Below are 22,885 nucleotides of genomic sequence, written 5' to 3'. Positions count from 1 at the left end.
ACAAGTCCGAACATGCTGCGAAAACCTTCGATTGCGCGCGACTAGGAAGTATCCTACGCGCTTTGCGGAAGCCTCTTAATTGTCGGGGAAATACCTCAGGGATAACTTCGCTGGGTCGCCCACATTGGCGACTGGGTGTGAGAAGCCCAAGTGTTTCAGGAATGGCTTCCCGTCATGGTAGCCGTGCGCGAGCAGGTTTCGACCTGGCCGTGTCCCTGGACCACGGACTTCTCACCTCGTGCACGGCTGCCACCCTAATCCGTGAGAAGGGTTCTGATGGCAGCTCCAGATGTCGTCCAGGAGTTGAACCATGAAGAAACTCGTCCCCGACCCACCCCGCCTCAAGCTCATCAACAACCCCTACTTCTCCATCCACACCGACATGACCCCTCCCGACGCCCTGGCACACGCCAGCGAGCTGTTGCGCGGTGTCGCCGAAACCATCGACGAACACTGCCGCACCTATGCCGGTGTACCCGGCCTGCACATGCTGTCGAACGCCGCGCACTCCGCCGAAACGGCTCGCGCGCTGATCGAACATGCGCTGAACCGGATGTGACCCTGAGCCCGTCAAGGAGTGATGAACATGAGCGGTAACCAATCCGGCCGCACCACCGCAGGTGTTGCCACCTTTCTCGAGATGTTTCGCGTACAGCCCGGTGTCCCCTATGAGCGCGCCATCGAAGAAATCTCAGTGCTGGTGGGCTGTACACGTGATCTGAGCGATCAGTTCACAGGGGAGGCAAACCCCGCGGCAATCACCGCCCTGCACTACCTCAGCGCGCTGGCCAAGGCGTTGTTGAATGATCTTGAAGTCAGCCGCAACGCTGGCGTCTGAAACCTCACGAGCAAGCCTCGATACCGCCTCGGCATCGAGGCCCAGGCAAATGCTGCACGAGCACGCTTCAATGAGCTGAAAGTCTCAGGCCGCGCGAGAATCCGTCACTAAAGTATTCCCTCCCTGTGCCGTTAACTGCCTCAACTGGAAGGATTTATTTAGCTGGACTTTGCGCAAGTCGAGCTAACCCATGGAAGGCACCGATGCAAAGTGACCGGAAAGGACATGCAGCTGCCGTAACGCTGCAGACCGGGCAAGGCGGACTGTTGTCCGTCGTGCGACATACGAAAATGTCAACACATGGAAAATACGCTATGCAATTCAAGAAACGGATCTTCGCGGCCCTGGCCGTTACCTCCCTGTTCGCTGCCGGTGCAGCGCATGCAGGCCCTCCCGTGCAGATCACCGTCAAGAATCTGGGCACTGCCGAAGCCAAGTACTCGATGATCGGCAACAACGAAGCCCTGACCAACGCCAGCGCAACGCCCAAGCCCAAGGATTCGATCCTGCCGAACCAGGCCTTCACCTTCGTCGTGACCGGCCCCCTGAGCCCAGACATCACCACCGCCTTCGTGCGCTACGCCATCGGCGGCAAGTCCTGCGTGTTCCGTACCTCGTTCGTCAACACGATTGCCCCGGGCGGGCTGGGTGGCACCATCACCAAGATCCCGAAATGGACCAAGGATGCCGATGCCAGCGGCGGCGCTCGCTGCACCGCAACCATCACCTCGACCAGCCTGTCGAACTATTCGTGGAACGTCGAATTCACGATCAAGTAAGTCGCTGAACGTTCTGCCCCGGAGCGATCCGGGGCAGAACGGGTCCAAAGTAGACGCAGCATCCCCGCTGCCCAGAGAGATACGGAGACGATCATGGATGGTGTCAACAGCCTGCCGGCGTCACAGGTAAAAACCCTCAACGCAACTCAAGGCACTGGCAAGCCAGATGAAAAGCCTGACGCCACGGCCTCGGTCGCGGCGCCCCAGAAAACGGGCAGCTCGGATAACGCCAGCATCTCGCCACTGGCGCAGTTGCTCAGCGACGCAGCAGCACGGGCGGCAAAGCGCGACGCCAGCACTGACCGTAGCGGCCTGAAAGCCATCGCCGAGCAGGTAACCCGCGCTATTCACAGCCCGGCGTTCGAGCAGTCCAAGGTCGAACGCGATGCCGAAACGCCCGCTTCGGACGACCCACAGCGCCTCGAGCAAGCACGTCAGGCAACCGCCTTCCTGAACAACAAAGGTTCCAACCCGTTCGCGGGCATGTCCATGGAACAACTCTCTCTAGTCGTGCATGACGACAGCGGTGCATTTACAGTCAACGAACGGCGCGCAGCGCTGGTGGAGACCGGTGCACAAGAAGAGGCTTGGTCCAGGGCGGTTTCGCAGAAGTTGATGGACGAGTACAACCGCGACGGGCACATGTCACCTAAAACCCTTCAAGGCATCCTGGATTATTACAAGGGCCTGCCGCCGATCATGGAAGCCCAGCTTCCCGACAACTACGAACACGATTTGAACAAACTCATCCAGTACGCCGAAAAAGAACAATCGCACAGCAAGGATCAACTGCAATCGCTGCTCGATCTGGTCTTGGCAAAACGCCTTGAATACACCGACAAGACAGCAACGCAAGACACCTGAATTTATTCAACCAGGTGCCCATCGTATTGAGTGGGAATACCTGAACAGATTCCCAAGGATCGTGGGCAATGGATGCCTGAGTCACCCAACCAGACGCTGATTCGCCTGCAAGGCGTGACGCATGCGTACAGCTCCCATAGCGCCGCGCGGCCCGTGCTGCGTGATGTCTCGTTGTCGGTCGAGGCCGGCCAAAGTTGCGCCATCGTTGGCGCCTCGGGCTCGGGCAAGAGCACCTTGCTCAGCCTGATCGGTCTGCTCGACCAGCCCACCCAAGGACACCTCCACCTGGCAGGCCGCGACATGACCCTGGCAACCGATGGCGCCCGCGCAGTGATGCGCAACCAGCACATCGGCTTCGTTTTTCAGGGCTTCAACCTGCTGCCGCGTCTGGATGCCCTCGACAATGTCGCCTTGCCGCTGCTTTACCGTGGCGAGCCACGCAACTCGGCACGGGAGGCGGCGCGCCAGCAGTTGCTGCGGGTAGGCCTCGGCGAACGGCTGCACCACCGCCCGGCAGAGCTCTCCGGGGGCCAACGCCAGCGAGTGGCCATTGCCCGCGCCCTCGTCGGTGAGCCACAACTGCTGCTCGCCGACGAGCCCACCGGCAACCTCGATGGCCAGACTGCACAAGACATCATCGAACTGCTGCTGGCTCTCAACCGTGAGCAGGGCGTCACCCTGATCATCGTCACCCATGACCTGGGGATTGCCCGTCGTCTGCAACGCTGCCTGCAGGTTGTCGAGGGCTGCATACGCGAGGTCGTGCATGGTTAGCACGCGAGCCTACGGCCCATCCCTCGCTCAGCGCCTTTCTGAACCATTCGATAGCCTCCAGCGCCTGGGACGCCGGGCCATTCTGGCGTTGCTCGGTATCGCAGTCGGCTGCGCAGCCGTGGTTGCGCTGCTGAACATTGGGCACAACGCCCAGCGCCAGGCGATGGCGGTGTTCAAGGGCATGGGCAGTGACCTGCTGGTCGCCGACGTGCAATGGCCTGCAGGCGCCCACTTGTCGGCACAGGCAACGCAGCCCTTCGACGCCCAAGCCGTGCGCGAAGCCGAGCCGGGACTGCGTGCAATCAGTCCGCTGAGCCTGTCGTCGGTACGCGTGAGTCTGCACGGACGAACACACGACGCGCTGCTAGCCGGGGTAGATCCGCAACTGGCCGAAGTACTCGGCCTGAGATTGATAGAGGGGCGTTTCATCAGCCCTTACGACAGCCGCAGCACCCATGCGGTACTGGGCGAGCGTCTTGCCGCCGATCTGGCCGCACAGGGCATGCCGGTCATGCCTGGCGCACAGCTACAGATCGCAGGCTACGTGTTTCAGGTGATCGGCGTATTGCACGGCATCGGACAAAATCCACTGCTGCCGCTGTCGATCGACGACAGCTTGCTGATCCCGCTCGAAGGTATGCGACGGCTGGTCAGCGCACCTCAGGTGGGTACCGTTCTGGCGCGCACTGCCGACGGTGCCGACCCACTTGCCGTCGCCCCTCGCCTGCAGGCGCGGTTGCAGACCGCACTGCCCGGTCGCACGATCGATGTCCAGGCTCCCCAGCAGTTGCTCGCCGGTATCGCCCAGCAGTCGCGGCTGTTCTCCTGGCTGCTGGCAGGGCTGGGCGGCATTGCCCTGCTGGTGGGCGGTGTCGGGGTGATGAACGTGATGCTGATGAACGTCTCCGAACGCCGCCGCGAGATCGGCGTGCGCATGGCACTAGGCGCCCGCCCGCAAGATATCGCCTGGCTGTTTCTCCTCGAAGCGGTGGTACTGGCCGTGACCGGCGCAGCTTGCGGTGCAGTGCTGGGCGTGGGCGCGGGGTGGCTGTTTACTTTGCTGTCTGGCTGGGCCGACTTCAGCCTCGCCCCCCTGTCGTTGCCACTTGGCATCGGAGGCGCAGTCCTCACCGGGCTGTTCTTCGGCTTGAGCCCGGCGCTGTCTGCCGCCCGCCTGCAACCGGTACAGGCGTTGCGCGATGATTGAGCGCTGCCTGGCCTTGCTACTGCTGATCATGAGCACCGGGCCTGCCCTGGCCAGCGTGGCGCTCGCGCCTTCCCAGGCGACCCGGTCGAGCGCACCTTCGCCAGCCGTTTCCAGCCTCTCGCTGAAGGCACAGCGCATTGATTTGAGCCTAAGCGACGCGATCTACCTCGGTCTGCGCGACAACCGCGGGATCCGCAGCGCTTATCTGGATCGAATTGCCCAGAAGTTCGACCTGCGGGTGGCCGAGGATCGTTTCAGCCCAAAGCTGCTCATCCGCGGCAACTACCTGTCCAATCACAACCAGGCCGACCGCTATCGCCAAGGGGATATCACACCCACTACGACCCTGCTGACTCCTTACGGCACCCGCCTGAGCCTGGGCTGGACCTATCGTCACACCGAGGCCGATCTGGCCGGGCTGACCCGTAACGACGGCGCCAACATCACGGTCATCCAGCCGCTGCTGCGCGGTGCCGGCAGGGATGTCGCCAGGGCACCGGTGCAACTGGCCCGCCTGGGCGAGCAGGTCAACCGGCTGGCGTTGAAAGACACCGTGGCGCAGACCATCACCCGAATCATCATCGGTTATCACACTCTGCTGCAGACCCAGGAGCAGTTGCAGATTGCCCGCGACGCGCTGCAGCGGGCCAATCAATTGCTCGAGGTGAACCAGGCAATGATCGCTGCCGGTCGCATGGCAGCCTTCGAGATAGTCCAGACCGAAGCCGAAGTCGCCACCCAGGAGCTCGGACTGGAAGACGCCCGCAATCAACAGCAAGCCGCGCGCCTGGCTCTGTTGCAGATGCTGGCGCTGGATCTCGATACCCCCATCGTCGCCAGCGACACGGTCCATGCAGACGCGATCGATGTCGACACCTCCTTGGCCCTTCAACAGGCTCAGGCCCTGCAACCGACCTACCTCATCGAACTGATTGCCGGCGAGCAAGCAACGATCAACCTGACGGTGGCGCGTAACGAGCGCCTGTGGGACGTCTCTCTGGTCGGTGGTGGCGCCCAGGTACGTGAACGCAACAACCTCAACGGCAGCGCGCGCAGTTGGGAGAATTATGTGGGTGTTCAAGTGGAAATTCCGATCGGTGACCTGAGTACCCGTCAGGCTGAAGTACATGCGCGTGTCGGGGTGGAAACCCAGGAAGTCCGGTTGCAGGAAGCACGTCAGCAACTCCAGCGGGACGTGACCAATGCCGTGCGTGACATCGGCGTGCGCTGGCGCCAGTACCAGATTGCCCTGCGCGCGCAGGAATTGTCGCAACGCAAACTAGCGATCGAACGAGAAAAACTCACCGTCGGCCGATCAAGCAACTTCCAGGTTCTGAGTTTCGAGAACGACCTGCGCACGGCGCAGAATACGCGCCTGGGTGCGCTCATCAGCTACATGAACGCCCAGGCCGAACTGGACCAGACCCTGGGCACCACGCTGGACAGTTGGGACATTGCACTGAATGACTAGGTTTTGCTCGATCACTGGCGGCCGCGCGCTACTGGTGCTGGCCCTCGCCAATCTGCCGGGCTGCTACGGCGATGCGGATGAGCAGCCGGGCGCTTCCCCGCAAGCGCAGTGGGTGCAGGTAGCACCGCGCCTGCTGGAAAATCGCCTGGGCCTGGTAGGCCACCTGCAGTCAATGGACCACATCACCCTCGCTGCACCTTTCGATGGGCTGATCGCCGACGTGCGCGTACAGGAGGGCCAGCACGTCGAGAAAGGCCAGGTGCTGGTGACGCTGGACCCTGCGCAGCTGCAAGTGCAATTGCGCCAGGCACAGGCTGAGCTGCTCAAGGCCCGTCGAGAGGCGCAACGCCTGGAACGTTGGAGCTCCAGCCCGGAAGTCGCCCGCGCACGGCGCGCAGTGGCGGCCGCGAACCAGAACCTATCCCGCAGCGAGAATAGCCTGCGCGATACCCAGGCGCTGTTCGAGCGCGGCATCGTCGCGAGAATGGAGGTCGAAAGCCTGGCTCAGCAGGTGAACACCCAGCGCCAGGACCTGACCGCCGCCAACGAGGATCTGCTTACAACACTTGCGCACGGCCACGGCGAGGAGCTCAGCATCGCGGCAATGGAACTGGCCAACGCCCAAGCGCGCCATCAGGCCCTCGAGCAGTTGTATGCACGACGCGAACTGCTCGCTCCGCTGGCCGGGTATGTGGTTCGCCCGGCCCCTCAAGAGGGCGGAAAATCCGTTCCCCTGCAAACGGGTGTCGCCGTTACCCAGGGGGTACCGCTGCTCGGCGTGATAGGCCAGGAGCGCTTCCAGGCCTTGAGCCGGGTGGAAGAGACCGACCTGCGCCTACTGCACGAAGGCATGCCGGTGCAGATCAGTGGCGACGGCTTTTCCGGTGAACTGAGCGGCCGCCTGACCGCCATCGGTATCCAGAGCGAGACGGCTGATACGCAAGGCGCCGGAGCCCAGTACCCAGTGAAGGTGTCGATCGACCTGCCAGCACAGCCCTTGCAGCACCCCATGCGCGCGGGGATGAGCGCACGCCTGTCGATCATTCTGCAGCGTGACGAACAGGGTATCGCCATTCCCCCGCACGCATTGCGCGATGATGGCCAGGGGGGACGCTACGTGGTGTATCGAGCGACGCCACAGGCTGCGGTCGAGCAGATTCCGGTGACGACCGGTGCAGCGGTGCCCGAGGGCGTGATGGTGCGGGGGCTGGAGGCTGGGCTGGTGGAGGTGCAGGAGCGCACGCCTGACTGAAGAACTGCCACGTTCGAAGACCAAAATCCGGAAACCAGGATGATCTGACAGTGTTCAATGCGTGAACTGAGCTGCAAGGTCCGCATGTATACATCGCCTTCCATGCGGACCTCGTGGCTGGCCACCACCGCACCATGCCCGCAGTCTGTGCCCAAGGCTTCCAATGCCGATATCGCCTCAGGCCGTGACGATGGTATTGCCCAAGGGCTCGAGCAGGCCCTGGCGAGTAGCCCTGCACACGGCACTGACCAAAGCCTGCAGCGAAGCCTGGAGAATGCTGCTGTCTTTACCAACACCGAAAAGCAGCTGGTTGTTGACGCGAATTTCCACATAGGCGATCGCCTCGGCCTGGGCGCCATCACGTACCGCATGCTCATGGTAGTCGGCGATGTCGAAATTCAGGCCAAGTGCGGCAAAGGCGTTGACCAGCGCGGCGAGCGGCCCGTTGCCCTTCCCGGTCAATGGCAGGCGGCCACCGTCAACGAGCAGTTGAGCATTCACGTAGTTGCTTGCTTGGTCACTGGTGAGCATGGGCTGGGTCAGGGTGTAGGGCCTGCCCTGCTGCAGATAGGTTTCAGTGAAGCAGGCCAGGATCATATCGCTGGTCACTTCCTGGCCTTCGGCATCGGCAACCCGCTGCACCACGCCGCTGAACTCCATTTGCAGACGCCGCGGCAGCACGATGCCCTGCTGCTCCAGCAGATACGCCACGCCTCCCTTGCCCGACTGGCTGTTGACCCGGATCACCGCCTCATAGCTGCGCCCCATGTCGGCAGGGTCGATCGGCAGGTAGGGGATTTCCCAATAACCGTGAGGGTTTGCGCGGCGGCGCGCGAAGCCTTTCTTGATCGCGTCCTGATGAGAACCGGAGAACGCAGTGAACACCAACTCACCGGCATAGGGATGACGAGGATGGGTAGGTAACTGGTTGCAGTACTCGACCTCACGCTGAACGTGGGTGATGTCCGAGAAGTCCAGCTCAGGGCTGATGCCGCTGGTATACAGATTCATGGCCAAGGTCAGGATATCGACGTTGCCGGTGCGCTCGCCATTGCCGAACAGCGTCCCCTCGACCCGTTCGGCACCCGCCAGGCACGCCTGCTCGGCAGTTGACACCCCGGTGCCGCGGTCATTGTGTGGGTGCACGCTGATGATCACGCTGTCTCGCTGGCTCACATGCCTGCAGAACCATTCGATCTGGTCGGCGAACACGTTGGCCGTCGACACCTCGACGGTTGTGGGCAGATTGAGAATCATCTTGTTGGACGGCGTTGGCTGGAACTCGGCGATGACCGCGTCGCAGATTTCCAGGCCGAAGTCCAACTCGGTGAAGCAGAACGTTTCCGGCGAATACTGGTAGGTCCACTGGGTTTGCGGATTGGCCTGCATCAACGCCTTGATCTCACGGGTGGCCTGGGTGGCAATGTCGATACAGCCAGCGCGGTCGACACCGAACACGACTTCGCGGAACACAGGGGCCGTGGCGTTGTAGACATGCACAATGGCCCGCGGCACGCCCTTGAGCGCCTCGAAGGTGCGCTCGATCAGGTGGGTACGCGCCTGAGTCATGACCTGGATGGTGACATCGTCAGGGATTGCGCCGCTTTCGATAAGCTCACGGACGTAATCGAAATCAGTCTGCGAAGCCGCCGGAAAACCTACCTCGATCTCCTTGAACCCGACCTTGACCAGCAGATCGAAGAAGCGGCGCTTGCGCTCGGCGTTCATCGGTTCTATCAGGGCTTGGTTGCCGTCGCGCATATCAACGCTGCACCAGACCGGTGCGGCTTTCTGTACCTGGCCAGGCCAGGTGCGGTCCGGCAGATCAACCACGTTGAAATGGCGGTATTTAGTGGAAGGGTTCTTCAACATCATGGTGGCGTTCTCCTTGGCCTGTAAGCGATCGTGCTGGCGCTGGGTGAGGTGAGCGTATATCTGATATTGGATCCAATTTATGCTGAAAGCGCTTAGTCTGGATTGCGTTCTGTTTACCCAGAAACAGGGTTATGTTTTTTAAAATTGCTGAGAAATCAATTTTCTTAGTGAATACTTGCCATATGACATAAAAAGTATCTTCACGCTGCTGCGCCACGGTGGGCCTGACGGACTGTGTCCACTCAACAAAAAAACGCCATGCCTCGGCAAAATCCCGTCGCACTCTTCACCCGCCACTGCCCACGCCCCTGGCTATCCTTGCCCCTGCCGCAGGACGCGGCATCCCCAGTGACCAAGGAGTGTCCATGTCTCTCGCCCTCGTCCACAGCCGCGCCCAGGTCGGGGTGCTGGCGCCGGCAGTCAGCGTCGAAACCCACCTGGCCAACGGCCTGCCCAACCTCACCCTGGTCGGCCTGCCCGAGGCCACGGTCAAGGAAAGCAAGGACCGGGTACGCAGTGCCATCGTCAATTCCGGCCTCGAATACCCGGCCCGACGCATCACCCAGAGTCTCGCCCCCGCCGACCTGCCCAAGGATGGCGGGCGCTACGACCTTGCCATCGCCTTGGGCATCCTCGCCGCCAACGGCCAGGTGCCGGTGGCGACCTTGGTCGATTTCGAATGCCTGGGCGAGTTGGCGCTATCCGGGGCATTGCGCCCGGTGCAGGGCGTGCTGCCAGCGGCGCTGGCGGCGCGGGAGGCCGGGCGGGCACTGGTGGTGCCGCGGGAGAATGCCGAGGAGGCGAGTTTGGCCAGTGGGCTGGTGGTGTATGCGGTCGGGCACCTGCAGGAGCTGGTAGCACATCTCAATGGCCAGGCACCGCTGCCAGCCTATGCCGCCAATGGCTTGATGCTACGCGCGCGCCCCTATCCGGACCTGAGCGAAGTACAGGGGCAGATCGCGGCCAAGCGCGCCCTTCTGGTCGCGGCGGCGGGGGCGCACAATCTGCTGTTTACCGGGCCACCCGGCACTGGCAAGACCTTGCTTGCCAGCCGCCTGCCAGGCTTGCTGCCGCCGCTGGACGAGCACGAGGCGCTGGAGGTTGCGGCCATCCAGTCGGTCAGCGGCAAGGCACCGATCGACTGCTGGCCACAGCGGCCGTTTCGCCACCCTCATCACAGCGCGTCGGGCCCGGCACTGGTCGGTGGCGGCAGTCGGCCACAGCCTGGAGAAATCACCCTGGCCCATCATGGGGTGCTGTTTCTTGACGAACTGCCCGAGTTCGAACGGCGTGTGCTGGAGGTGCTGCGCGAGCCGCTGGAGTCTGGCGAGATCGTGATTTCACGGGCCAGGGACCGGGTGCGCTTTCCTGCGCGCTTTCAACTGGTAGCGGCGATGAACCCCTGCCCCTGCGGCTATCTGGGCGACCCGGCAGCCCGCTGCCGGTGCAGCCCTGAGCAGATCCAGCGCTACCGCAACAAGCTCTCGGGCCCGCTGCTCGACCGCATCGACCTGCACCTGACGGTCGCACGCGAAAGCACCACCCTCAGCCACCAGCCCAGTGGCGAGACCAGCGCCAGCGTCGCCGCCCAGGTCGCCCAGACCCGCGAGCGGCAACAGCGTCGTCAGGGTTGTGCCAACGCGTTTCTCGATATGCCAGGCCTGCGCAAACATTGTGATCTGAAAGCCGCCGACCAGTCATGGCTGGAGGGCGCGTGCGAGCGACTCAACCTTTCGTTGCGCGCCGCTCACCGTCTGCTCAAGGTCGCCCGCACCCTGGCCGACCTTGAACAAGCCGAGCGCATCGCCCGCCCCCATCTGGCTGAGGCCCTGCAATACCGCCCCGGTAGTTGACCCGACGTCCGCACAACCACCGATTACCCCACTCAATCTTCTCCATAGCGGAAATATATTTTGCGCGCTAAATATTTGCGCGCAATATTCACTTCAAGCAGCAAGCAGTCGCTGACCCCTTACCGAACCCTTGGAGAACGATCATGACCACTCTTCGCAAAGCCTTCGCCATCGCCACCCTGACCCTCGGCACCACTGCAGGCGCCTTCGCCCAGTCCATCGAGGCCACGCCGTACCACTACGGCATGGACCTGGACATCGCCCAGGTCATCGCGGTCGATGCCCCGAACAGCACCCGCAGCCATGCCTCGGCCGCCACCCTCACCTACCGCGACAGCAGCGGCCAGGTGCAGAAGGTCAGCTACATCCACCCCACCACCGCCGCCAACCAGAACTGAACACCACGGCCCGACACCAGAGGAGCTTGAACCATGAAACTGTCCCGCACCCTGACCACCGGCCTGCTGGCCCTCGCCGTCAACAGCGCCTTCGCCGCCGGTAGCCCCGGCGTCGAGCACACCACCCAGGGCTTCCTCGACGCGCTGGCCGCCGGTGGCGGCAAGCCGCTGGAAACCTTGGCGCCCAAAGACGCACGGGCAGTGCTCAGCGGTGCGCAGGCCAGCGTCAAGGTCGACCTCTCGGGTATCGAGGTCGAGCGTCGCACCCTGCAGATCGACGGCAAGCCGCTGGACATCCGCGTGGTGCGCCCGCAAGGCGCGAAGGGTGAGCTGCCAGTGTTCATGTTCTTCCACGGCGGCGGCTGGGTGCTGGGCGACTACCCGACCCACGAGCGGCTGATCCATGATCTGGTGATCGGCTCCGGCGCCGCGGCGGTCTATGTCGACTACACGCCATCGCCAGAAGCCAAGTTCCCCACCGCGATCAACCAGGCCTACGCCGCGACCCGCTGGGTAGCCGAGCACGGCAAGGAAATCGGTGTGGATGGCAGCCGACTGGCCGTGGCCGGCAACAGCGTCGGCGGCAACATGGCGGCGGTGGTGGCGATCAAGGCCAAGGAAGCAGGTACGCCCAAGTTGCGGTTCCAGGCGCTGTTGTGGCCGGTCACCGATGCCAACTTCAACAATGCGTCGTACAACCAGTTTGCCGAAGGGCACTTCCTGACCCGCAACATGATGCAGTGGTTCTGGGACAGCTACACCACCGACCCGCGCCAGCGTGACGACATCCATGCTTCGCCGCTGCGGGCCAGCCTGGATCAACTCAAAGGCCTGCCACCAGCACTGGTGCAGACTGCCGAGATGGATGTACTGCGTGACGAAGGCGAAGCCTACGCCCGCAAGCTCGATGCTGCCGGTGTGCCGGTGACTGCCGTGCGTTACAACGGCATGATCCATGACTTCGGATTGCTGAACGTGCTGGGACAGGTGCCCGGAACTCGTAGCGCGATGGGCCAGGCGGCGCAGGCGCTGAAGGAACATCTGCAATAACGATGGTGGCCTCACGGGCCTCTTCGTGGGCAAGCCCGCTCCCATTTGTAGGAGCGGGCTTGCCCGCGAAGAGGCTCGTGAGGGCTACAAAGGCTCCAGATCCTGAACGCTGCTTCCCACCCCCGACGGTTGCCCCCTCCCCCCGCCGAGACGAAAATGCCTACCGTCCCCGGCGCCTGCTCACACAGCGCTTCATCCAAGCCTCCTGGAGTTCTACCCATGCCACATGAAGGCAGCATCCTGCAGACCGCAGTGATCTTCCTGCTTGCCGCCGTCGTCGCCGTGCCCCTTGCCAAGCGCCTGCAACTGGGTGCCGTCATCGGCTACCTGCTCGCCGGCGTGGCCATCGGACCACAAGCACTGGGCCTGATCCGCGACACCGAGAGCGTGGCGCACATTTCTGAACTGGGCGTAGTCCTGCTGCTGTTCATCATCGGCCTCGAACTTTCCCCACGACGCCTGTGGCTGATGCGCAAGGCGGTGTTCGGCGTAGGCCTGGCACAAGTGGTGCTGACTGGCGCGATCATCGGTGCCATCGCCCTGTTCGGCTTTGCCCAGTCCCTGCCAGCAGCCGTGGTGCTCGGCCTGGGCCTGGCGTTGTCATCCACCGCGCTGGGCCTGCAGAGCCTGGCCGAAAGCAAGCAACTGAACGCCCCCCATGGGCGCCTGGCCTTTGCCATCCTGTTGTTCCAGGACATCGCGGCAATCCCGCTGATCGCGCTGGTGCCCTTGCTGGCGGCCAGCGGCCCGGACACCAGCCACGGTGACAGCATCGAACATGGCCTGCGGGTGTTCGGCAGCATCGCCATCGTCATCGTCGGTGGGCGCTACCTGCTGCGCCCGCTGTTCCGCATCGTCGCCCGTACCGGCCTGCCGGAGGTGTCCACGGCCACCGCGCTGCTGGTGGTGATCGGCACCGCCTGGCTGATGGAGGAAGCCGGCATTTCCATGGCACTCGGCGCGTTCCTCGCGGGCCTGCTGCTGGCCGACTCGGAATACCGGCACGAGCTGGAGTCGCAGATCGAGCCGTTCAAGGGCCTGCTGCTGGGGCTGTTCTTCATCAGCGTTGGCATGGGCGCCAACCTTGGCCTGCTGCTGGAGGCACCCGCGCTGTTGCTGGGCCTGACCTTGCTGCTGGTAGCGGTGAAACTGCCACTGCTGATGCTGGTCGGGCGTGCGGTGGGCGGCCTGAGCAACCTGAGCGCGCTGCGCCTGGGGCTTGTGCTGGCGGCGGGCGGTGAGTTCGCTTTCGTGGTGTTCAAGCTGGGCAAGGACCAGAACCTGTTCGACACCTACACCTACGATCTGCTGCTGATGACCATCACCCTGTCGATGGCCCTGACGCCGATGTTGCTGCTGGCCAGCTCGCGCCTGATCAAGCGCCCGGCGCCAGCCCGCGAAGTGCCAGAGCAATACCGCACGATTCAGGCCGACGCCCCGCGCGTGGTGATCATCGGCATGGGCCGCATGGGGCAGATCGTGGCGCGTATCCTGCGGGCCCAGAAAGTCTCCTTCATCGCCCTGGACACCTCGGTCGATGCCATCGAGATGACCCGCAGCTTCGAACAGGCCCCGGTGTTCTACGGCGACCCGATGCGCCCCGAGGTGCTGCATGCGGCCAAGGTCGGCGAGGCCGAGTACTTCGTCATCACCACCGACGACCCGGAAGCGACCATCCGCATCGCCGAGCGGGTCAAGCATGAGTATCCGCACCTGAAGGTGATCGCCCGGGCGCGTAACCGCCAGCACGTGCACAAGTTACTCGACGTCGGCGCCGAGCCGATTCGCGAGACCTTCTACTCGAGCCTGGAGATGACCCGCCTGACCTTGATCGGCCTTGGCCTGAGCGAGGCCCAGGCGGCAGACCGCATCCAGCGCTTCACCGAGCATGACCAGCAGGTGCTGGAAGCACAGGGGCGGGTTCGCGATGACCGGGCGAAGGTGATGCAGACGGCCAAGGAGGCCAGGGTGGAGCTGGAGCGGTTGTTCGAATCGGATAGCGACTGAGCTGTATGCCGCAGGGGCCTCCATGCAGCCCCTGCGGCGACACGGCACCTGCTCGACGCCGTGCCAGGAAGGGTCAAAATCAGCTTCGGCTCAAGCAAATCCCAGCCGCGCGATAGGCGGGTGCTCACGATGAGCAGCCTGCCATAGATCATACGCCGCCTGCTCTGCCAGATATTGGCGGGCACTGCCCAGACCAGCCAATTCAAGCCGGTACGCAAGATCGGCGGAGATAGCTGCGCGCCCGTTCAACACAGTGGACAGTTGACCTCGGGAATAACCGAGATGACGAGCAAGCGCAGAGACACTCAGGCCAATCGCCGGCAGGACATCCTCGCGCAACGCTTCACCCGGATGGGGGGGGTTATGCATGGGCATGACAGTACCTCCTAGTGATAGTCCAGATAGTCCACAAGCTCTGCATCAGTGCCGACAAAGCGAAACACCAGCCGCCAATTTCCCGATACGTTGACAGCCCAATACCCCTCCAAATGTCCGCGCAGGGGATGAATACGGTTTCCCGGACGCTCCATATCGCGCGGGCCCTTCGCGATCTCGAGTGAGGCCAAGAGTCTTCGTAAGCGCGGTACATGATCGGCACGAACACCCGACCTGTCGTCACGCTGGTACAAAGCCTTGAGGCCCTTGTGCCTGAAGCTTCGTATCATGGTCGCCAAAGTGTAAGGCCATACCTTACACACCTCAAGCACATCGAGCTCATTTGAACGTTGCTCCTCTACACAGAATGCACAATTCTGGAGGGAAGGCGTTCCGGGAGGGAGTTTCAGCTTTCCGCCTAAGGCGTGAGAGCCTTCCGATCCACTGGCGTGATCTGATACCTGCGAAAACCCACCACACAAACAGCAAAAAGGGCGACTGTCTCCAGTCGCCCTTAATCCCGCAGTTGCGCAGGCCCAGCCTCAGCCGGTCACTTCGCCAGAAACGCCAGCAAGTCGTCGTTCAATTGCTGCGCGTGGGTCACGGCAAAGCCGTGTGGTGCACCCTGATACACCTTCAACTGCGCCCCCTTGATCATCTCGGCGGCTTTCTTGCCGGTGGTCTCGAACGGCACGATCTGGTCGTCATCGCCGTGGATCACCAGTGTCGGTACATCGATCGTGGCCATGTCCGGGCGGAAGTCCGTTTCGGAGAACGCCGTCACACAGTCGATGGTGCCTTTGAGCGAGGCCAGCAGGGCAATGTTCAGGGTCTGGGCCTGCACACCCTGGGAGACTTTCTGCCCATGGTTGATGCCATAGAACGGCGCGGCGAAGTCGGAAATGAACTGCGCACGGTCGGCACGCAGGCCGTCGCGAATACCGTCGAATACCGACTTGTCGACACCCTCGGGGTTGTCGGCGGTCTTGATGAACAGGGGCGTCACCGCACCCAGCAGCACCAGCCCGGCCACGCGCTCGCTACCATGCTTGGCGATGTAGCGGGTGACATCGCCACCGCCCATGGAGAAGCCGACCAGGGTGACGTCACGCAGGTCCAGGTGCTCGATCAACTGGGCGATATCATCGGCAAAGGTGTCGTAGTCGTAACCGTTCCACGGCTGGCTGGAACGCCCGAAGCCGCGGCGGTCGAAGGCGATGGTGCGATAGCCGCGGCTGGCCAGGAACTCCATCTGGCCATCCCACATGTCGGCGTCCAGCGGCCAGCCGTGGCTGAACAGCACGGGCTTGCCGCTGCCCCAGTCCTTGTAATAGATCGCGGTGCCATCGCGGGTAACTAGTGTGCTCATGTCGGAATCTCCTGAAAGTCGGGTAGGTCTGGATCTTGAGTGCGGGGCGCGAGGAACATTCCATCGCGCGGCTGGCCGGTCGCTCACGAGGCGTACCGACCGGCCATTGGTTGGGTCACTTGCCCGCGGTGAGGGCGTTGTAGCTGGTGATCAGGTTGCGGTAGTCCGGGATGTGGTTGGAGCACAGCGCGGCCAGCCCTTCGACGTCGTTGCGCCAGTCGCGGTGCAGCTCGCAGGCCACGCCGAACCAGGTCATCAGTTGCGCACCGGCAGCTTCCATCCGGCGCCAGGCGGCATCGCGGGTCATCTCGTTGAAGGTGCCGGACGCATCGGCCACCACGAACACTTCGAAGTCCTCGGCCAGGGCCGACAGCGCCGGGAAGGCCACGCACACTTCAGTTACCACACCGGCGATGATCAGCTGTTTCTTGCCGGTGGCCTTCACCGCCTTGACGAAATCTTCGTTGTCCCAGGCGTTGATCTGGCCAGGGCGGGCGATGTAGGGGGCGTCCGGGAACAGTGCCTTGAGCTCTGGCACCAGCGGGCCGTTCGGGCCTTGTTCGAAGCTAGTGGTCAGGATGGTCGGCAGGTTGAAGAACTTGGCCAGGTCGGCCAGCGCCAGCACGTTGTTCTTGAACTTGTCCGGCTCGATGTCACGGACCAGCGACAGCAGGCCTGCCTGGTGGTCGACCAGCAGTACGGCGGCATCGTCTTTGTTCAGGCGGTTGTAGGTGAATTGGCTCATGGTCTGTACTCCCAATGTGTCTTCGATGTGCGGTAAGTGGGGTGTTGCGCGTTGATGAGTACAGATTAAAAACATCACCTTTGATGCGGTAGACTGCAAAAATTGTCTGTAGCGTTCTGTTTGGAGAACGATCTTGGAAGACCTGAATTCCCTCTATTTCTTTACCCAGGTCGTCGAGCATGGCGGCTTCGCCCCGGCGGGCCGGGCGCTGGACATGCCCAAGTCGAAACTCAGTCGGCGCATCGCCGACCTGGAAGACCGTCTTGGCGTTCGCCTGCTGCACCGTACCAGCCGCCACTGTTCGCTGACCGAGATCGGCCAGGCCTACTACAACCGTTGCCTGGCCATGCGTGTGGAAGCCGAGGGCGCGGCAGAGATCATCGAGCGCAACCGCAGCGAACCACGTGGTCTGGTGCGAATCAGTTGCCCCACCACCCTGCTCAACTCGTGGGTCGGGCCGATGCTCACGCGCTACATGCTCAAGTACCCGCAGGTGGAGCTGTTCATCGAGAGCACCAACCGTCGCGTCGACCTGTTGCATGAAGGCTTCGATGTGGCGCTACGGGTGCGCTTCCCGCCGCTGGAGAACACTGACATGGTGATGAAGGTGCTGAGCAACAGCACCCAATGCCTGGTGGGCCATCCATCGTTTCTCGCCCAACTGCCCGAAGGTTTCGAACCGCAGGTACTGAGCTCGCTGCCAAGCCTGCACTGGGGCGCGGCGCAGCAGAAGTATCAATGGGAGTTGTTCCAGGGGGAGGACATGGCGCGCAAGCTGGTGATCACGCACACGCCGCGCATGGTCACCGATGATCTGTTCGCGCTGCGGCATTTCGTGGTGGCGGGGGTGGGCATCGCGCACTTGCCGCGGGTGGCGGTGCGCGAGGACCTGGCCCAGGGGCGCCTGGTGGAGATGTTGCCGGCGTGGCAGCCGCGCTGCGGGATCGTCCATGCGATCTTCCCGTCGCGGCGCGGGCTGCTGCCTTCGGTACGCTCGCTGATCGACCATCTGGCCGAGGAGTTTGCGGTCAGTGATATGGCTTGAGTTTCAGAACGCGAAGCAGGAACAGCCCAGCGCTCCCCAGAAGCCCTGATAGTCGCTCACCGGCACGCTGGAATGGCGTGCCTTCTCATGGCTGTGCGCATGCACCCCGCACGGCCCGACGCACTGGTGTACCGCCGCAGCCAGCGGCGCACCGGCCCGCCAGTGGCCCGGCACCTTGGCCACCGGCGACCACTCGGGCACCACCGGAATCTGCGCCGGGCCGAGCTTGTCGAACTCCGCCGCGCCGTACACCACCTTGCCATCCACCACCGTCAGCACCGACTCGATGCTCTTGATCGCCTCTTCCTCGACGCTGAAGAAGTCCAGCGACAGCGCCGCCAGGTCAGCCAACTGCCCGACCTTGATCTGCCCCTTCTTGCCCTGCTCGCTGGAGAACCAGGCGCTGCCATGGGTGAACAGCTCGAGCGCCGTGGCGCGACTCAGGCCTTCCGGATACAGCTCCAGGCCGCCAACGGTCTTGCCGCTGACCATCCAGTACAGCGACGTCCACGGGTTGTAGCTCGATACTCGGGTGGCATCGGTGCCGGCACCGACCGGCACACCCTCGGCGAGCATGCGCTGGATCGGCGGGGTCTTCTCGGCGGCCTTGGCGCCGTAGCGGTCGACGAAATACTCACCCTGGAAGGCCATGCGGTCCTGGATGGCAATCCCGCCATTCAACGCCCGCACCCGCTCGATGTTCTTCGGCGAGATGGTTTCGGCGTGGTCGAAGAACCACGGCAGGTTGTTGAACGGGATGTCGCGGTTGACCTTCTCGAACACATCGAGCATGCGCGAGATGGACTCGTCGTAGGTGGCATGCAGGCGGAACGGCCAGCGCTGCTCGACCAGGTGACGGATCACCGGCTCCAGCTCTTCTTCCATGGTCTGCGGCAGGTCCGGACGCGGCTCGAGGAAGTCCTCGAAGTCGGCCGCGGAGAACACCAGCATCTCGCCAGCGCCGTTGTGGCGCAGGAAGTCGGTGCCGCTGTGAACTTTCACGCTGGAGGTCCACTTCTTGAAGTCGTCCAGCTCTTCCTTGGGTTTCTGGGTGAACAGGTTGTAGGCGATGCGCACGGTCAGCTGGTCGTTGTCGGCCAGTTGCTGGATCACCGAATAGTCGTCCGGGAAGTTCTGGTAGCCGCCACCTGCGTCGATGGCGCTGGTCAGGCCGAGGCGGTTGAGCTCACGCATGAACTGACGGGTCGAGTTGACCTGGTACTCCAACGGCAACTTCGGCCCCTTGGCCAAGGTGGCGTAGAGGATGGTCGCGTTGGGACGGGCGATGAGCATGCCGGTCGGATTGCCGAACTTGTCGCGCTGGATTTCGCCACCGGGCGGGTTGGGTGTGTCCTTGGTGTAGCCGACAGCACGCAACGCCGCGCGGTTGAGCAGCGCCCGATCATACAGGTGAAGGATGAACACCGGCGTGTCAGGCGCAGCCTGGTTGATTTCTTCAAGGGTAGGCATGCGTTTTTCGGCGAACTGGAATTCGTTCCAGCCACCCACCACTCGCACCCATTGCGGCGTTGGTGTACGCAGGGCCTGCTCCTTGAGCATGCGCAGGGCATCGGCCAGCGATGGCACACCTTCCCAGCGCAGTTCGAGGTTGTAGTTAAGGCCGCCGCGGATCAGGTGCAGGTGCGAGTCGTTCAGACCCGGGATCACCGTGCGCTGCTTCAGGTCGATGATCTGCGTGCTGTTGCCCTTGTGGGCCATGGCCTCGGCATCGCTGCCCACGGCGACGAAGCGCCCGTCCTTGATGGCCACGGCAGTGGCGGTCGGTTTTTCACGGTCGACGGTGTGCAGCTTGCCGTTGAACAGAATGAGGTCGGCGGTCATGGGATCTCCTGAAATGTTGGCATGGGCGGAATCGGTGAAGGGCAGTGCGGACCAGAGCGCGCCGGCCGCACCGAGCAGGGTGCTGTTGGCGAGGAAACGGCGGCGGCTCTTGTCGGTGGGGTCCTGGTTCATGATGCTCTCCGTCCGGTGGGGTGATCGGGCGATTGAACGCTAGCAGTGGATCGTCAGGCGTGCGCTCAACGGCGCAGCCATCCGGCGCAGCGGCGCGTCACCCACGGCATGATGAAGAACACCACCGGGAGGATGACGCACAGGTTGACCAGCAAGTTGCTCGCCAACGGCCCGCCCAGCGGCGGCACCTTTGCGAACAGCGGCGCCAGCAACAGGGGCACCAGCAAGGTCATCGGGCAGATAACCAGATAAGTCAGCACCGCCTGCTTCCAGCGCGCAGGCTGTGTAGCTGCCGTGCTGGATGGGGTGAACCAGAACTCCGGGTCATCGTGGATACGGGTCTGGTCACCCTCCTCCAGCAGCGGCAGCACTTCGGCGACCAGGCGCTGGCGCTCCGGTGAATCGACCCAGGCACGCAGTTGTCCTGCATCGGCAAAACGCACCACGGTGGTGAACTGACCGCCATTGGCGTCCGGGCGGATCACGTTCACGTCCAGATGACCCGGTTGGCGGCGGGCAACCCCGACGGTATGACGCAACCAGGTCTCGTAGTGCGCCAGGGCATCGGCCCGGACCTTGTGCTGGATCACCAGGGTGACCACGCTGCTGTTGTTCATTGCTGAATACCTGAGCAAAAGTTGACCAGGCGCCGCAGAGGGCGCCTGGCGGGGCGGCTCACTTGCCCGCGGTGAGGGCGTTGTAGCTGGTGATCAGGTTGCGGTAGTCGGGGATGTGGTTGGAGCACAGCGCGGCCAGGCCTTCGACGTCGTTGCGCCAGTCGCGGTGCAGCTCGCAGGCCACGCCGAACCAGGTCATCAGTTGCGCACCGGCAGCTTCCATCCGGCGCCAGGCGGCATCGCGGGTCATCTCGTTGAAGGTGCCGGACGCATCGGCCACCACGAACACTTCGAAGTCCTCGGCCAGGGCCGACAGTGCCGGGAAGGCCACGCACACTTCAGTTACCACACCGGCGATGATCAGCTGTTTCTTGCCGGTGGCCTTCACCGCCTTGACGAAATCTTCGTTGTCCCAGGCGTTGATCTGGCCAGGGCGGGCGATGTAGGGGGCGTCCGGGAACAGTGCCTTGAGCTCTGGCACCAGCGGGCCGTTCGGGCCTTGTTCGAAGCTAGTGGTCAGGATGGTCGGCAGGTTGAAGAACTTGGCCAGGTCGGCCAGCGCCAGCACGTTGTTCTTGAACTTGTCCGGCTCGATGTCACGGACCAGCGACAGCAGGCCTGCCTGGTGGTCTACAAGCAGTACGGCGGCGTCGTCTTTGTTCAGGCGGTTGTAGGTGAATTGGCTCATGGTCGTGCTCCTTCGGATGGGGTTGGGTTGTTGTCTCGACTGCATGGGCACAGATTAAAAACATTGCATTTCTTGCGGTAGATAGTGAAAAACAGCCTTAGCGTTCTTTTTTTGGAACGATGACATCGGTGCAGTCTTGTTCGCGGGCAAACCCTCTCCCACAGATGCCCCATTGCCTGGGCAACCAACCTGCTCTTTACTACCCCTCAGCCCTCCTCTAGCCCCCCGAGACCACCATGCTGGCCTTCATCCAGTCTTATCCCCTGCTGCTGGGTACCTGCCTGATCTTCCTCGACCTGCTGCTCTGGCAACTGATCCCGCTGGAGCGCCGCGCCTGGCGTATCGTCACGCGCCTGAGCATCTTCGTCATCTTCAGCGCGGTTCTGCTGGCTGCCGGCATGAGCCCACTGCAACCGCCGCCATGGGCGGACGATGTCGCGCGCAACCTGATCGCCACGGTGCTGACCATCGGCTGGTGGCTGTTCGGCGCGCGCACGGTGACGGTGGTGTTCGGCCTGCTGATGATCGCCCGCGGCAGTCACGGCGGACGCCTGCTGCAGGATGTCGTGGGGGCGCTGATCTTTCTCGCCGCGGCCGTGGCAGCGGCGGCCTATGTCCTGCAACTGCCGGTCAAGGGGTTGCTGGCGACCTCCGGCGTGATGGCCATCGTCATCGGCCTGGCGCTGCAGAGCACCCTGGCCGACGTGTTCTCCGGCATCGTGCTCAACACCACGCGGCCCTACCAGATCGGTGACTCGATCTCCATCGACGGCACCGAGGGCAAGGTGGTGGATATCGACTGGCGCGCCACGCGGCTGATCACCGGCAGCGGCAGCCTGGCGGTGATTCCCAACTCGGTGGCAGCCAAGGCGCGCCTGCTCAACCACAGCCGGCCTGCCGACCGCCACGGAATTTCGATCAGTGTGGTGGTTCCCGCCAGGATCCGCCCCAAGCGGGTGTTCGATGCGCTGGAAAAAGCCCTGCAAGGCACCAGCGCCCTGCTCCCGTCACCCGCAGCGAAGGTGTCGGTGAAAGCCTCGACACTGGAATCGGTGGAATACGAGGCCAGCGGCTTTATCGCCGACGCGGCGCACAAGACCGAAGTACGCAACCAGCTGTTCGACCTCGCCCACCGCCATCTCGAGGCCAGCGGCGTGATGTGGAACCTCGACCTCGCCGTGACCCCACGCAGCCGACAGCGTGAGCTGCTCGACGAAGTGCGGGTGTTCCGCTCCCTGAGCAGCGAAGAGCGCGATGCCCTCAGCCAGCGCATGATGGCGGTGGAGTATCTGGCCGACCAGGTGATCCTGGATGTCGGCGAACAGTCCGATCACCTGCTGGTGATCGGCAGCGGCGTGGTCCAGGCCTCAATCCGCAATGGCGACAAGCGGGTGGAGGCCGGGCGCATGGGGCCGGGGGAAGTGCTAGGGATCGAGGGCATCATGGACGAGGACAGTTCGTTCGCTGAATTCCGCACCCTGACCGGCTGCCTGCTGTACCGGATCGACAAGGAGCAGGTGCGCAGTTGCCTGGCCGAGCGCGGCGAAGTGGTGCAGGCGTTGAACAAGCTGCAGCGCTTCAGGCTGCAGAGCCGGGAGTCACTGCTGCTGCAGAAACCGGCAGCGGTGAAGAAGGGTGGCTTCCTGAGCTGGCTGCACAAATAAACGGGCCCTTTCGCAGGCTTATCCGCGAAAGGGCCAGGGC

The 22,885-nt window shown here is 63.2% G+C and carries 22 protein-coding genes; 14 read left to right on the top strand and 8 right to left on the bottom strand.

Annotated elements, in window-relative coordinates:
• Positions 1-310: 310 nt before the first annotated feature.
• The 8 genes from ACMGGG_RS24790 to ACMGGG_RS24755 all read left to right on the top strand — a co-directional run bounded on the left by ACMGGG_RS24790 (position 311) and on the right by ACMGGG_RS24755 (position 7,185).
• A complete protein-coding gene (locus tag ACMGGG_RS24790; RefSeq protein WP_054893665.1) occupies positions 311-559 on the top strand; it encodes a hypothetical protein in 249 nt (82 codons plus the stop codon).
• A 27-nt stretch (positions 560-586) separates the two neighbouring features.
• Entirely contained in the window at positions 587-838 is a 252-nt protein-coding gene (locus ACMGGG_RS24785) for a DUF3077 domain-containing protein (RefSeq protein WP_054893666.1), read from the top strand.
• 314 nt (positions 839-1,152) lie between these two features.
• Complete coding sequence (locus ACMGGG_RS24780; protein ID WP_054893667.1) at positions 1,153-1,617, top strand: hypothetical protein; 465 nt, start codon at positions 1,153-1,155, stop codon at positions 1,615-1,617.
• A 93-nt stretch (positions 1,618-1,710) separates the two neighbouring features.
• Entirely contained in the window at positions 1,711-2,481 is a 771-nt protein-coding gene (locus ACMGGG_RS24775) for a hypothetical protein (RefSeq protein WP_414154589.1), read from the top strand.
• Positions 2,482-2,553: 72 nt separating this feature from the next.
• Complete coding sequence (locus ACMGGG_RS24770) at positions 2,554-3,255, top strand: ABC transporter ATP-binding protein (protein ID WP_414154588.1); 702 nt, start codon at positions 2,554-2,556, stop codon at positions 3,253-3,255.
• On the top strand, positions 3,248-4,462 hold the full coding sequence (locus tag ACMGGG_RS24765; RefSeq protein WP_414154587.1) for an ABC transporter permease: 1,215 nt from the start codon (positions 3,248-3,250) through the stop codon (positions 4,460-4,462). Before ACMGGG_RS24770 ends, ACMGGG_RS24765 begins: the two co-directional genes overlap by 8 nt.
• A 28-nt stretch (positions 4,463-4,490) precedes the next feature.
• Positions 4,491-5,933 carry a TolC family protein gene (locus tag ACMGGG_RS24760; RefSeq protein ID WP_414155843.1) on the top strand — a complete coding sequence of 481 codons (1,443 nt, stop codon included), beginning with the start codon at positions 4,491-4,493 and terminating at the stop codon, positions 5,931-5,933.
• Complete coding sequence (locus tag ACMGGG_RS24755; protein WP_186710900.1) at positions 5,926-7,185, top strand: efflux RND transporter periplasmic adaptor subunit; 1,260 nt, start codon at positions 5,926-5,928, stop codon at positions 7,183-7,185. The genes ACMGGG_RS24760 and ACMGGG_RS24755 overlap by 8 nt, the downstream gene beginning before the upstream one ends.
• A 177-nt stretch (positions 7,186-7,362) precedes the next feature.
• Here ACMGGG_RS24755 and leuA read toward each other — a convergent pair whose 3' ends face one another.
• The gene (gene leuA / locus ACMGGG_RS24750) at positions 7,363-9,060 is read right to left on the bottom strand and encodes a 2-isopropylmalate synthase (protein ID WP_414154586.1); all 1,698 of its coding nucleotides are present in this window, start codon (positions 9,058-9,060) and stop codon (positions 7,363-7,365) included.
• Positions 9,061-9,425: 365 nt separating this feature from the next.
• Between leuA and ACMGGG_RS24745 the strand changes: the two genes are divergently transcribed.
• The 4 genes from ACMGGG_RS24745 to ACMGGG_RS24730 all read left to right on the top strand — a co-directional run bounded on the left by ACMGGG_RS24745 (position 9,426) and on the right by ACMGGG_RS24730 (position 14,368).
• Complete coding sequence (locus tag ACMGGG_RS24745; protein WP_414154585.1) at positions 9,426-10,913, top strand: YifB family Mg chelatase-like AAA ATPase; 1,488 nt, start codon at positions 9,426-9,428, stop codon at positions 10,911-10,913.
• 143 nt (positions 10,914-11,056) lie between these two features.
• Positions 11,057-11,311, top strand: a complete 255-nt coding sequence (locus ACMGGG_RS24740) for a DUF2790 domain-containing protein (protein WP_414154584.1) — start codon at positions 11,057-11,059, stop codon at positions 11,309-11,311.
• 33 nt (positions 11,312-11,344) lie between these two features.
• Positions 11,345-12,361 carry an alpha/beta hydrolase gene (locus tag ACMGGG_RS24735; RefSeq protein WP_153772508.1) on the top strand — a complete coding sequence of 339 codons (1,017 nt, stop codon included), beginning with the start codon at positions 11,345-11,347 and terminating at the stop codon, positions 12,359-12,361.
• 219 nt (positions 12,362-12,580) lie between these two features.
• On the top strand, positions 12,581-14,368 hold the full coding sequence (locus tag ACMGGG_RS24730) for a monovalent cation:proton antiporter-2 (CPA2) family protein (protein ID WP_112897087.1): 1,788 nt from the start codon (positions 12,581-12,583) through the stop codon (positions 14,366-14,368).
• Positions 14,369-14,458: 90 nt separating this feature from the next.
• On the opposite strand, the gene ACMGGG_RS24725 is transcribed toward ACMGGG_RS24730, so the two are convergent.
• The 4 genes from ACMGGG_RS24725 to ycaC (ACMGGG_RS24710) form a co-directional block, all read right to left on the bottom strand.
• Positions 14,459-14,743: a HigA family addiction module antitoxin gene (locus ACMGGG_RS24725; protein ID WP_414154583.1), complete on the bottom strand. Its 285-nt coding sequence runs from the start codon at positions 14,741-14,743 to the stop codon at positions 14,459-14,461.
• A gap of 11 nt (positions 14,744-14,754) precedes the next feature.
• Positions 14,755-15,033 (bottom strand): type II toxin-antitoxin system RelE/ParE family toxin, encoded by a 279-nt coding sequence (locus ACMGGG_RS24720; protein WP_414155842.1) that lies wholly within the window; start codon positions 15,031-15,033, stop codon positions 14,755-14,757.
• 260 nt (positions 15,034-15,293) lie between these two features.
• Positions 15,294-16,112, bottom strand: coding sequence for an alpha/beta fold hydrolase (locus ACMGGG_RS24715; protein ID WP_414154582.1), 819 nt, complete (start codon positions 16,110-16,112; stop codon positions 15,294-15,296).
• 115 nt (positions 16,113-16,227) lie between these two features.
• On the bottom strand, positions 16,228-16,857 hold the full coding sequence (ycaC, locus tag ACMGGG_RS24710) for an isochorismate family cysteine hydrolase YcaC (protein ID WP_054893711.1): 630 nt from the start codon (positions 16,855-16,857) through the stop codon (positions 16,228-16,230).
• Between the two features lie 133 nt (positions 16,858-16,990).
• Here ycaC (ACMGGG_RS24710) and ACMGGG_RS24705 point away from each other — a divergent pair, with 133 nt between their 5' ends.
• Positions 16,991-17,902, top strand: coding sequence for a LysR substrate-binding domain-containing protein (locus ACMGGG_RS24705; protein ID WP_063542074.1), 912 nt, complete (start codon positions 16,991-16,993; stop codon positions 17,900-17,902).
• Between the two features lie 3 nt (positions 17,903-17,905).
• On the opposite strand, the gene ACMGGG_RS24700 is transcribed toward ACMGGG_RS24705, so the two are convergent.
• The 3 genes from ACMGGG_RS24700 to ycaC (ACMGGG_RS24690) form a co-directional block, all read right to left on the bottom strand.
• Positions 17,906-19,744 (bottom strand): amidohydrolase, encoded by a 1,839-nt coding sequence (locus ACMGGG_RS24700; RefSeq protein ID WP_172964840.1) that lies wholly within the window; start codon positions 19,742-19,744, stop codon positions 17,906-17,908.
• Between the two features lie 197 nt (positions 19,745-19,941).
• Positions 19,942-20,493 carry an antibiotic biosynthesis monooxygenase gene (locus ACMGGG_RS24695; protein WP_063542070.1) on the bottom strand — a complete coding sequence of 184 codons (552 nt, stop codon included), beginning with the start codon at positions 20,491-20,493 and terminating at the stop codon, positions 19,942-19,944.
• Positions 20,494-20,551: 58 nt separating this feature from the next.
• Positions 20,552-21,181, bottom strand: coding sequence for an isochorismate family cysteine hydrolase YcaC (gene ycaC / locus ACMGGG_RS24690; protein WP_054893711.1), 630 nt, complete (start codon positions 21,179-21,181; stop codon positions 20,552-20,554).
• A gap of 236 nt (positions 21,182-21,417) precedes the next feature.
• Here ycaC (ACMGGG_RS24690) and ACMGGG_RS24685 point away from each other — a divergent pair, with 236 nt between their 5' ends.
• A complete protein-coding gene (locus ACMGGG_RS24685; RefSeq protein WP_414154581.1) occupies positions 21,418-22,845 on the top strand; it encodes a mechanosensitive ion channel domain-containing protein in 1,428 nt (475 codons plus the stop codon).
• Positions 22,846-22,885 lie beyond the last annotated feature (40 nt).

Source organism: Pseudomonas sp. BNK-44-b (assembly GCF_047456245.1).
Taxonomy (GTDB): domain Bacteria; phylum Pseudomonadota; class Gammaproteobacteria; order Pseudomonadales; family Pseudomonadaceae; genus Aquipseudomonas; species Aquipseudomonas machongensis.
Note: the sequence above shows the minus strand (reverse complement) of the source record. Positions and strands in the feature narration are given on the sequence as shown.